This is a genomic window from Legionella wadsworthii DSM 21896 = ATCC 33877 (assembly GCF_000701265.1).
In the GTDB taxonomy this organism is placed as follows: Bacteria; Pseudomonadota; Gammaproteobacteria; order Legionellales; family Legionellaceae; genus Legionella; species Legionella wadsworthii.
Window position 1 is genome coordinate 338,264 of sequence record NZ_JNIA01000022.1, and the last position, 11,901, is coordinate 350,164.

Here is an 11,901-nt window from a genome sequence, read left to right on the forward strand (position 1 = left end):
CAAATCATGCCCGTTGAAATTATTTGCTATTCCTCTCAGCACCCATTGCATATCCTATATGACAGGTCTTAGTGGTCACTTCAGTGCCTTTCGTAATTAAATCCAATCCCATTTTGTAACTTCGACAAGCAAGTGATTCTTCACCTAATTTTTCATGTAATTGTCCTTGGGCTTCGTAGCCCAAAGCTGTGGGTTCAATTTCATTGGATTTCTCAAGATAATACTTTGCTTTTCCCCACAACTGTTGTTGCATACAAAGTTGTCCTAAACATAAATAAAGTTTCGCTGAATGCGTATTTTTTTTCAGCAAACCTTCGGCAAATGCCAATTGCTTTTCATCTGGAGGTAATGCACTGTAGAGCTCAATCAACTGAGGAATAAGATCTTTGCGCAAAGCGCGACGCAACAAATTATTTGCAGTTGTATAATGACCATTGTGAATCAAAAAACGAATATATTCTGCTGTGATGTTCGGATTATTTGCTAAATTTTTCGGAAGTGAATGAATAAAATTCGTCACAGTATCTGGATGATTTTGCTTTATGAGATCGATAAGCCTATAGAAATAAGCATTATATTGTAACGTATCAAACTCTTGTTGATTCACCACGTGATATTTTTTCAAATCGGGTAAAATAGAGATGAGTTGTGGCCAATCTTTTACTTCCTGATAAAGCTGCATGATGAGTTTTAAAACATAAGGATGGCGGGGTGCGATATCATGTAAATGTTTTAAAGTGGCTAAAGCCTGCTCCCATTGATGATTTGCAAGTTGCAGTTCTGCTTGGGTCAATTCCACAGCAATTTTAGCTTCCGGCATAGAATGCTGGGCTTCCCGCAGATAATCATCGCGTAACTGATTATCACCCATTTTCTGCGCTGCTCGAGCTGCTGTGAGATAATTAAGTAAGGGCGTATCAGTATTGGGCAATGCCTGGATTAAATGATTTTTAGCTTTTAACCAATAACCTTCACTGTACTCAATTAATCCTTTTCTCGTAATGGCCTGGGCTTTTTGAGCCAGACGTCTTGAATGCCATTGGGTTAATGTACTTGGGGTTCGCGCAATTTTCTTGATCAAACGCAAAACTAGATAACAGATAATGAAGAGAATAACCAAGCTAAGAATGGCGACCCAGACTGTTGTTTCAATGGTCCAATGATTTATAGCAATTAATACATAGCCGGGATCTTTATTGAGTTGGATCCCTAATACGACTGAAATGAGTAAAATGAAAAAAGCAAAGATAAGTCGGGTCATGATTGATTTCCTCCTTGTTCCTCATTTACAGAAGGACCAATGGACGCTTTTTTGTTATCAATTAACTCATTCAGCATGGGGAGTGCCGTGCCTGGTTCGGGTCTTTTCTGATTTACATTGGCTTGCTGTAATTCGGTTAATTGTTTCACTAAAGCTGATGTATTCGTCGATTTTTCATTGAAATTCTTAAGGGTACTCATTGCTTGTTTTAAAACCAGTTGATACACATTTTGATTGTTATTTAATACAGCCCATTGCGCCTCCTGAAGATTTAAACGAATCTTTTCTTTAAGAATAGCTTCAAATAATGGAGACATAATAGGTTGAATGTCTTGATCATGGCGTCTAATTACAATGAGCTTCTCTAGAACACCCATGCTATTTTGCAAGTGAGTTCGCCATTTGGGTGTATTATTGGTTGGAGATGTTTCATTTTCCGTTGGGGGTACCTTTTCATTTCGAAGCAAGGGAATGCTTAAGTTTTCGATGCTATTTTGAGCAGCATCCAATTGGCTGAGCAATCCTGCGACATCCACAGAGGGTAACGATTGCACTTGAGCTATATCCTTAGCTATTGCCTGACGCACATTCAAAATTTTAGGTTCATTTAATTGCTTTAATAAACTATCCGCTTGCTTCAATAACGCAATTGTTGAATCAGTTCCATTGCTCCAATGGGCATTAATTTCAGCCAGTTCAAGATAGTAACGTGCTTTTAAAAGAAGCCAATCTTGATTTTGATAAAATTTCTGATTGATTGCATTTTGTAATTGCTTACTTAAATTTTCAAATTTAATTTGAAATTGGTTTTGAGCCTCTTCCGCATAATTTGTCTTTTCTGTAATGAGTTCTTGTGTTTGCGTTTGCTTTTGCACTACTTGTTGAATTCGCTGTGAAAAATTATTTTGCGTGTCATTTATTTGCTGATTTAACTGCGTATTAAGAAAAAGAGTATAGGCTGCAATACCTAAAGCCACAAAAGCAACAATGAAGGCGAATGCTGGTATTAAAAATTGTTTTTTACAAATGTTTGAATTACTTTTAGGGCTGTCTTTTCCATTTGGTGAAGTATTGGTTGCTTTTAAAGTTTTTTTCTGTTGTTCTTCTTTGTCACTAGCCATAAATTAATCCTTGTTTACGTAGTCAAACAATGAGTTCATGATTTGATTCGGATTGCATACCTTAATGCTTTTTATGCCCATTGCGGTGGCTATATGGGCCAGACGATCACTTATCACGAGCCATTTTTTTTTACGAAGCCAGTCGTGGGCCTCCCTATCAAACATTTTAAAAAGGTGATGCAAAGACTGTTCGCTGGTTAACAGTATAATGTCCACTATATCATCATGCCAGATGGAATGAATATATGCGGGTTTAATTTGAGGAATTTGCCTTTGATATACCCTAAGGATAATCAGGTTGGCACCTCTTCGTATCAATTCTTCCTCAATAAGCGTTCTGCCTCCTTTCCCTTTAAATAGTAGCACGTTTTGTTTGCTAAGTTGTTGTAATGGTTGTAACTCTAAAAAATGTTCGCTGTCTGACACATCGGGGATTGTGTTGACATGGATACCGAAATTCTGCAATGCCGCGGCACTGCCTTGACCAATGGCATGAACTTGGATCGAGGTGGGCCATTCAAGGTGTTGTTGCTTTAATTGGTTGAAACCAAAATAGACCGCATTGGCACTAACAAAAATGGCATGATCTACCCTCTTCAAATCGGGTAATAAATGAATCCAATCCATTTCAGATTGCTTAATTTCTAATGTTGGGAGATCGATTGCCACACCTCCTGCAGCACGTATCCTTTGGCTTAGATGCTGCGCCTGGTCTTTAGGGCGCGTATTGAGAATACGCAAACCATTTAGAGCATTCATGCTAAACTGAGGCAAGAAGATCCGCTGCTCCTTGCTGTAGCAAAGATTCGGCGCATTGTTCGGCTAAGTTTAATGATTGATCTAGAGCACCTGTTTGTAAGCTCTCAATTATTTTTGACCCATCGAGAGTTAAAATTTTTGCATGCAAGGACAGTTGTTTATTGTCCAAAGGTACACAGTAAACTGCTAAAGGAACATGGCAGTTACCTCCAAGAAGTGCATTAACCTTACGTTCTGCATAGACGCAAATCGAAGATATGGGATCATCGAGTTCAGCAACAAGTTTTTGAATCTCTCGATCGTCTGTTCTGCATTCAATTGCCAATGCACCCTGGCCACAAGCCGGTAGCATGAATTCTGGTGAGAGTTGTTCTTTGATGACATCAGTAAATCCCATTCGCTCAAGACCTGCTGCAGCGAGAATAATTGCTTGGTATTCACCAGATTTAAGTTTCTCAAGCCGAGTATTAATGTTTCCTCTTAAAGATTTGACGCATAAATCAGGCCGGAAAGCCAATAATTGTGACTGTCTCCTCAAGCTAGAAGTTCCTACTATAGATTGGGCGGGTAGGGATTGAAGATTAGTATATTCATAACTGACCAATACATCAAAAGGGTTATCTCTTTTACAGATTGCAGCCAAACTGAGGCCTTCCGGAAATTCTGCAGGCATGTCTTTTGAGGAGTGAACCGCAATATCTGCTCTTTTATCTAATAATGCCTCTTCTAGTTCTTTTACAAATAAACCTTTTCCACCTATCGCTTGAAGTTTATCTATGAGGAATTTATCTCCGGACGTACTCATCGGGACTAATTCGATATCCATGTTCGGATATTTGTTTAACAATAAATCACGCACATAATTGGCTTGCCATAAAGCCAATGGACTTTGACGAGTGGCTATACGTAAGGTTTCTGAAAACATTTTGATACCGCATTTTGGACTAATAATGCGGTATCATACTATGTTCATTACAAGGATGCACGTACGGAAAGTGCGATAAAAATGTAAGTCCAGCCATTTACAATCATATCGATTGCTATGAACATCCCGATAACCCATAACCCACTTATTGGCCATTGCATGAGGATTAATACCCCAAGAATAATGGAAATGAGCCCAGCAAAAAGAAACCAGCCCCATCCACTTGCTTCTTTTAGGGAGAAGGCCATAATAATGCGAATGACACCAATGACAATCAAAACCCCGGCAAGAAGTGCCGTAATTAAAGAAGAAGCTAAAAAAGGATCATAGAATACGACTCCAGCTGCAACCAGATATAAAATTCCGATGAATGCCTGCCAGAAAATTCCTTTCCAATCCCTATGTTTGAAAATATCGATGAAGTGAGATACAGCAGAAATGATTAATAAAGCTGCGAAAAAATACATGCTGACCAGGGTTAAACCGATAACCATGCTCAAACCCACAAAGCCCAGAAAAACAAGAACAATTCCTAATCCTAAAAGCCAACCCCAGTTATGCCTTAAAACTTCTCTGGTATCGTTTTTATTAGTGCGTGCCATAGCATTTCCTTATGGTGATTACATCCGTAAATATATCCAATTTGAACTATAACCTAAGTTTCAAAAGTTTGTCGATAAGTGATATTTTTTATATTTCGTAAAGCTTTGAATTTTCATTTTTATAAAAATTTGGGGTGATGGCAGACATCATTACAATCGATATTGCTTTTTTCCACCTGGATAGTGACATGCTGAATATTAAATTCATACCGTAATTGATCAATCCATTCCGCACGTAATGCATCTGAAAGCTCCTCATCAGGCATATATAGATGCACTGACATGGCATTTTCCTGGGTACTAAGCGCCCAAATATGTAAATCATGAAAGCTTTTTACCCCAGGTTTACTCAGCAAAAAATCACTTACAGCCGTCCAGGAAATATTATCCGGTACCCCATCAATAATTAATCTGAAACTGCCTACAAATAATGACCAAGTTCCTTTCAATATGATGAATGCGATCAATAAACCCACTACCGGATCTATCCAAAGCCAACCAGTCCAATACAAAAGTGCAGCAGACAAAACGACACCCACAGAAACGAGTGCATCATAAAATAAATGTAAATAAGCAGCCCTAATGTTTAGATCATCAGATCCTTTGGCAAATAATAAAGCAGTGGTTGAATTAATGACGATGCCGATACCTGCGACTACCATAACAGACAATGCATGAACTTCGGAGGGTGAAAATAATTTATATACAGCGTCCGTAGCAATGACACCACATGAAAAAACCAATAATATCCCATTGGCCAAAGCCGAGAGAATTGATGTTTTTTTTAGACCATAGGTCGCTTTCATGGTAGGAGTACGTTTCATAAGTACGGTAGCAACCCAAGCCAAGACCAAACCTAAGACATCCCCCAAATTATGGAATGCATCCGCCAATAAACTGGTAGAATGAGACCAATAAGCAAAAATAATTTGCATCAGCACAAAAAGTCCATTGGCTACAATAGAAATAATAAATGCTTTATTAAAGGTTGCAGGAGCATTATGTCCATGATGATGGCCTCCACTCCCATGCGAGTGCGAATGGGTACTCATAAAGCTCCTTCGTCTTTTTGATCTTCTGAATAATAATTTATTCCAATTTTTATCCGGTTACGCTCTTTTTGTTTACGCCAGGCGTTGGTATCGCGTAATGAATAAACACACCCGCAATATTCTTGCTTATAAAAGTTTTCACGCTTTGCAATTTCATACATGCGTTCCGAACCACCATTTTTTCTCCAATTGTAAGTCCAATATTCCAAATTGGGATATTTGTTTGCTGCCCTAAGTCCGCAATCATTGATTTGGTTCATATCTTTCCAGCGTGATATACCCAGGGAACTGCTGATTACAGGAAAGCCATGCTCGTAAGCGTATAAAGCGGTGCGTTCAAATCGCATATCAAAACACATGGTACAGCGTTTGCCTCGTTCAGGCTCCCATTCAAGGCCTTTAGCCCTTGCGAACCAATTGTCTTTATCATAATCCGCATCAATAAAGGGTATATTATGTTTTTGGGCAAAATTAATATTTTCGTTTTTCCTAATCTCATATTCCTGAACTGGATGAATGTTTGGATTATAAAAAAAGATAGTGAAATTAATTTCAGAACTGATAAGCGCTTCCATGACCTCACCAGAGCAGGGTGCACAACAGGAATGCAATAACAATTTGTCTGCACCATTAGGTAATTCAAGTCGCTCTCTTTGTATCATTTTGTTACATCCGCTAAATTGATAAAATGGTGACGATAATAAATCATTTCAGCAATTGAGTCTTTAATATCGTCTAAAGCCAAATGTTTTGACTCTTTCACCACCCCATTTAATAATTCCGGCCTCCAGCGTATCGCCAGCTCTTTTAAGGTACTTACATCCAAATTTCGGTAATGGAAAAATGCGGCAAGCTCAGGCATATATTTATATAAAAACCGCCTGTCCTGACAGATGCTGTTACCACACATTGGGGATTTGCCTTTATCCAAATATTGCTTTAAAAATTCGATAGTCTGTAGTTCTGCTTGTGTTTCACTGATTTGACTTTGTAACACCCGCGCTACCAAACCTGATTGTCCATGCTGCCTGGTATTCCAGGAATCCATTCCGTCCAACAATTCTTTTGGCTGAGAAATAGCAAAAACAGGCCCTTCACCGATGATATTTAAATGGGGATCAGTAACTACCGTAGCAAGTTCAATAATTCTGTCCTTTTCAGGATCAAGTCCTGTCATTTCTAAATCTATCCAAATTAAATTTTGATTATTCTTCATTTGTTTTCCAGGAATTTAAAATCAGTTCTACGCACGCCACTCGTCTTTGATGCAATGCCTCTTTAATTGCATCACCCGTATATCCTTCAGCAATTATCTCTTGGCTATTCACTTTAGCACATTCAGACAGTAAATAACTCCATAGCTTCCTTTGTGGATAATCCAGCTCTCGACCACAGCCTCTGGCGTCTGATTCACAAGCAATTAACATGTTATAAAAAAGATGAGGGCGCCGAAAAGCATCACTCCGTTCTAAAATTTTTACAATCGTCGAGGCTTTCAATTCAAATAACCGATGGATATTCAGATGAAAACGGGACACCATCGTTGCTAATTTACGATAATCATTGGGTATTTTTAGTCGAGAACATAAAGAATCAATGATTGATACGCCTCTTTCTTCATGCCCGTGGTGGCTTGGCCAATGACTCATGGGTGATAAAGCTTTACCTAAATCATGCACAAGCGCTGCGAAACGTATCACAGGATCAGCAGTTAATGCGACGGCTGCCTGTAAAACAAACAAAGTATGAACCCCTGAGTCGATTTCATGATGATAGCGATAAGGATTTGGAATACCAAATAATGCTTCTATCTCAGGTAAAATAATCCTTAATGCATCACAAGAGCGTAACGTGAGAATAAATTGTTCTGGATTGTTTTCTTCCAAACTTTTTTGCCACTCTTGCCAAACACGTTCAGCAACTAAATGAGCTAATTCACCTCTTTGAACCATAGTATACATTAATGAGCGTGTGTCATCGGCTAATTTAAATCCTAAATGATGAAAACGTGCTGCAAAACGTGCAATACGCAATACCCGCACGGGATCCTCAATAAAGGCTGGAGACACGTGGCGAAGCAATTTGTCTTTTATGTCTTGTTGTCCACGATAAGGATCAATAATTTGTCCTTGTTCATCCTGGGCCATAGCATTTATTGTTAAATCACGCCGCGCTAAATCTTCCTCTAAAGTGACTTCTTCACTGAAATTACATGCAAAGCCATAATATCCGGGTGCAGATTTCCTTTCTGTCCGTGCCAATGCATATTCTTGATTCGTTTCTGGATGTAAAAAAACAGGAAAATCACGTCCAACCTGCCGAAATCCTTTTTTTATTAATTCATCCGGATTTGAGCCAACAACAACCCAGTCCCGCTCTTTTACAGGAAGATTTAACAATTGATCACGAACGGCACCACCAACTAAGTAGACTTTCATTAAATTTAATTTACCTTCATACTGTATTATTATTTAGCTTGGAATTTCTTCTGGAGTTAAGAACTGTGAATCATTATATTATAAACCTAAACCATGAGTAAAAGACGTATTAACAAACAACAATCTGCCCGAATTGAGAAAATCCAGAAAAACTATCATGAAGATATTAAAAGTAAGGATGATTTGGCAGATGGTCTTGTGATTACTCGCTTTAGCAAGCATGTTGAAGTGGAAGATAGTTGCGGGAAACACATACGATGCTCCATCAGACCAAATTTAGATATTGTGGTTGCTGGGGATAAAGTCATTTGGCAAGCAGAAGGGGTAAATCAGGGAGTAGTAGTCAGTCTATATCCTCGGTCCAGTGTCTTGGCAAAACCAACAAACTCTGGTACGGCTAAGCCTGTAGCAGCGAATATCACGCAACTCATTATTGTCATAGCGCCCAAACCCTTAATATCGTGGCCATTGCTGGACAGCTATTTAGTCATGGCAGAAACGCTTCGTTTGCAAGCCATTATTTTATTAAATAAAACCGATATGCCCTGCGAATCACTCAGAAAGCAATTATTACAGGATTATAGCAACCTGAATTATTCTATTTTACAAAATAATAAATATGATTTGCATGGACTGGAGCAACTGAAACAAGCATTAAACAATCAAATCAGCGTTTTTGTAGGCCAATCTGGAGTAGGAAAATCCTCTATTATTTCGAGCATCTTACCTCATGAACAAAATATTTCTATCAATGATCTGTCAGAAATATCTGAATTAGGCAAGCATACAACAAGTAACTCCAGGTATTATCATTTACCCAGTGGGGGTGCTTTAATTGATTCTCCTGGTGTAAGAGAATTTAGCTTATGGCATATAGATTGTACTGAAATTGCTTGGGGTTACCCTGAATTTAGACCCTTTTTATCCCAGTGTAAATTTCGTAATTGCACCCATAGAGACACCCCTCATTGCGCAGTGATAAAAGCAAAAAATGAGGGTATTATTAAGAAAAATCGTTATGAAAATTTTATCAAGTTATGTTTGCAATATACGAAATAATGATGCCTCACTCCAAACTGTCCATCTAACCATTAATTTAGGTATATTGACCGATATAATCAAGAGTTGGTCTGCTGGAGTTTTTTGCTTGTTCCTTTTGTTCTGCAGTTAAAATGGGCTGTCCTAATGAAAAGAGATAATCACTTATTATTTCTGCTTTTTGAGGCTCAATACGAAGTCCAGACAATTGGTTTTTAAAGCAAAGTATTATTGCTTCCACAGTCTCTGCATCATGCGGTAATGTAAAAGTATTTGTTCTCTCCTTCTTGGCTACAGAAGCAAAAAAGTTAGGCGCTGTATTTTCTTTACTTTGACACAAATCAGAAATACGCTGATTAATGTGCTTTGTGCAATTATTCAGGAAATTAGATTTTGCCTGATCTATATTACACAAAGAGATGACTCTGAATAAATTTTTGCGATGATTTTCGTTTAAGCCTTCTAAAAATTCAGTGAACAATATATTCACCCGAAGTTGTTTCATAAGCTCATTTTGATTTTGTGCGTAGGTTTGAATAATGTTATCTAAAAAATGATTAATTCGAATTTTAAGATAAGGATTTTGAGTATTAAAAAGTAATAGAGCATTGAGTAACAATTCGGGTTCATACCAATAAACGTCGAGTTCATCAAATCTGCAGTTTTGAACAAGCTTCAACCAATTACATACTGAATGATTGCGAGTTAACCATGTATACCAGCTTTTATCATTTCGCGCAGGAATAACAATGTCTTGAATAATGTCTTTATAGGCATGTTCTAATACCTTAGGTTTATTCGCTACTATAGCTGGCAATAAAACAGTAAAAATTGAAAGTGCTTCTGGAAAAACATTGTTTTTAATATCCCAAAAGCTATGTGTTTGGCGTGTAAAAAAAAATGAGAATTCAAATTGTATGGTAAAAAGAGAGACGATTAATTTACAACAATTTACGAAATCATTTGTTTTAATGAATGGTGATTCTTCTTTTATATTTTTTTCCAAATCGGCATACAAAGGGTTCAATTCTTCCCCTTTCGCTTTTAATTCAGAATTAAATTGATACATCCATTTACTTAAAACCTTCATTTCGTATTCCAAATCTTTATAATCATTTGCGGTATTCATTGCAATGAACAAATCCATTAAGTACTGTTCATCTTCCTTGTATTCAATTTTGGTACCATACAAAAAGTTGATGTCGGCCACTGCAAATACTTTCATGCGATTGAAAAAATTTTTTATATCTTTTTTAAAAAAAGCGAAATTGACACCTTTCGATTTGAAATCATAATAATTTTCCACGATTTCCAACAAATGGGGTAATAACGCAATGGGCATCCGACCGTTGGTACCTAGATTAACAAATACTTTTTTCCGCAATAGATCCCAAAAATTAATAAACCGTTCGGAATCTATACTGACTTCGCGTTGCGTATGTTTGCATAACTTAAGGCGGGTTAATTCATCTACCGTAACAATACTCAGCCTTCCATCGGCCCTGTAAGTAGATAATTCAAATTGTCTGCTTTCTAAATGCTTACAAAAGCTTAATTTTCTATATAAAGTTTTTCCTCCTTCACCCAGAAAAAAATTAAATAGATTCACTGTTTCCGTAAGCGAGGAAAAATCATTAAGATCAGTTTCATTCGTTAACGTGGGAATGAGAATTTTTAAATAATTAATTTTTGCCGATGGCGCCAATTCTCGAGCCAAATCGATCCAATGCTGATTTATTGTCGAGGTATGCCGGGTATAATCATCTTCCTTATCAAAAATGGAGTCCCATCGGCTTTTATAACAAGCGAGTAGAAAGTGAAGATCATTAGCGGTTAATTCGTCGGCGGGTTTGCGTTTAGAAAAACGCTCCACAAGACATACATACAAACGTGCATCACAGGGGATGAGCTTACTTTCCTGCTCTAGAGTTTTGATAAAATCCAAAATTCGCTGGACTAACATAAACTATGGCCTTCCTTAAATGATTTAACTTAAACTAAAGTGATGTAAAAATCAATTCTAAGCAATGGAGAGCAATATTAGATAACACCAATTTGATAAACAAAAAAAGTACCATTATCCTCATTTCCCATTCCGTCAGAAAGGATTATTAAGTTCATCATTGGTTATGAGTTTGAATATTTATCTGAGAAAAAAAAAGCGGCTAAAAAGCCGCTTTCTTACTAATAAAACCCTGGCGATGACCTACTTTCACATGAGGAGACCTCACACTATCATTGGCGCATGCTCGTTTCACTTCTGAGTTCGAGATGGGATCAGGTGGTTCCAAGCCGCTATTGTCGCCAGGAAAACTGGTTTCGCATGAATTGGGCGTATTATACCCTAATCATGCTATAGGTAAATAAAAAGGTTCACATTTTTTTATATTTTTTTTAGATTGGGCCTAGACCCAATCTCTAATTCGTACGTACTTATCAGTTAACCTGAAGTAACTCAGATTATATGGTCAAGACAATCAGCCAATTAGTACAAGTTAGCTTCACACATTACTGCGCTTCCACACCTTGCCTATCAACGTCGTAGTCTTCAACGGGCTTCAAGGGAAAACTCATCTTGAGGGAGGCTTCCCGCTTAGATGCTTTCAGCGGTTATCCCGTCCGAACTTAGCTACCCGGCCATGCCACTGGCGTGACAACCGGTGCACCAGAGGTTCGTCCACTCCGGTCCTCTCGTACTAGGAGCA

Annotated in this window: 11 protein-coding genes and 2 rRNA genes; 1 reads left to right on the plus strand and 12 read right to left on the minus strand. The window is 37.9% G+C overall.

All coding sequences use genetic code 11. The annotated features are described in order from the left end of the window. Positions 1 to 19: 19 nt before the first annotated feature. The 9 genes from BU07_RS0102135 to BU07_RS0102175 all read right to left on the minus strand — a co-directional run bounded on the left by BU07_RS0102135 (position 20) and on the right by BU07_RS0102175 (position 8,158). Positions 20 to 1,261 (minus strand): heme biosynthesis protein HemY, encoded by a 1,242-nt coding sequence (locus BU07_RS0102135; RefSeq protein ID WP_051635443.1) that lies wholly within the window; start codon positions 1,259 to 1,261, stop codon positions 20 to 22. Continuing rightward, complete coding sequence (locus BU07_RS0102140; RefSeq protein WP_031563241.1) at positions 1,258 to 2,382, minus strand: uroporphyrinogen-III C-methyltransferase; 1,125 nt, start codon at positions 2,380 to 2,382, stop codon at positions 1,258 to 1,260. Before BU07_RS0102140 ends, BU07_RS0102135 begins: the two co-directional genes overlap by 4 nt. Positions 2,383 to 2,385: 3 nt before the next feature. Next, a complete protein-coding gene (locus BU07_RS0102145) occupies positions 2,386 to 3,141 on the minus strand; it encodes a uroporphyrinogen-III synthase (RefSeq protein ID WP_031563244.1) in 756 nt (251 codons plus the stop codon). Position 3,142: 1 nt separating this feature from the next. Next, a complete protein-coding gene (gene hemC, locus BU07_RS0102150) occupies positions 3,143 to 4,066 on the minus strand; it encodes a hydroxymethylbilane synthase (protein ID WP_031563247.1) in 924 nt (307 codons plus the stop codon). A gap of 47 nt (positions 4,067 to 4,113) precedes the next feature. Continuing rightward, on the minus strand, positions 4,114 to 4,668 hold the full coding sequence (locus BU07_RS0102155) for an HdeD family acid-resistance protein (protein ID WP_031563250.1): 555 nt from the start codon (positions 4,666 to 4,668) through the stop codon (positions 4,114 to 4,116). Between the two features lie 119 nt (positions 4,669 to 4,787). Continuing rightward, entirely contained in the window at positions 4,788 to 5,720 is a 933-nt protein-coding gene (locus BU07_RS0102160; protein ID WP_031563252.1) for a cation diffusion facilitator family transporter, read from the minus strand. Further along, positions 5,717 to 6,382, minus strand: a complete 666-nt coding sequence (locus BU07_RS0102165) for an epoxyqueuosine reductase QueH (protein ID WP_031563254.1) — start codon at positions 6,380 to 6,382, stop codon at positions 5,717 to 5,719. Before BU07_RS0102165 ends, BU07_RS0102160 begins: the two co-directional genes overlap by 4 nt. Further along, positions 6,379 to 6,936 carry an oligoribonuclease gene (gene orn / locus BU07_RS0102170; protein ID WP_031563256.1) on the minus strand — a complete coding sequence of 186 codons (558 nt, stop codon included), beginning with the start codon at positions 6,934 to 6,936 and terminating at the stop codon, positions 6,379 to 6,381. The genes BU07_RS0102165 and orn overlap by 4 nt, the downstream gene beginning before the upstream one ends. After that, positions 6,926 to 8,158, minus strand: coding sequence for a multifunctional CCA addition/repair protein (locus tag BU07_RS0102175; RefSeq protein WP_031563258.1), 1,233 nt, complete (start codon positions 8,156 to 8,158; stop codon positions 6,926 to 6,928). Before BU07_RS0102175 ends, orn begins: the two co-directional genes overlap by 11 nt. A gap of 93 nt (positions 8,159 to 8,251) precedes the next feature. Between BU07_RS0102175 and rsgA the strand changes: the two genes are divergently transcribed. After that, complete coding sequence (rsgA, locus tag BU07_RS0102180) at positions 8,252 to 9,217, plus strand: small ribosomal subunit biogenesis GTPase RsgA (RefSeq protein WP_031563260.1); 966 nt, start codon at positions 8,252 to 8,254, stop codon at positions 9,215 to 9,217. A gap of 37 nt (positions 9,218 to 9,254) precedes the next feature. Here the strand turns inward: rsgA and BU07_RS0102185 are convergent, their stop codons facing one another. The 3 genes from BU07_RS0102185 to BU07_RS0102195 form a co-directional block, all read right to left on the minus strand. After that, a complete protein-coding gene (locus tag BU07_RS0102185) occupies positions 9,255 to 11,159 on the minus strand; it encodes a hypothetical protein (protein ID WP_031563261.1) in 1,905 nt (634 codons plus the stop codon). 230 nt (positions 11,160 to 11,389) lie between these two features. Further along, positions 11,390 to 11,505, minus strand: a 5S ribosomal RNA gene (gene rrf / locus BU07_RS0102190). A gap of 155 nt (positions 11,506 to 11,660) precedes the next feature. Next, positions 11,661 to 11,901 (minus strand): 23S ribosomal RNA (locus BU07_RS0102195); the annotation flags it as partial.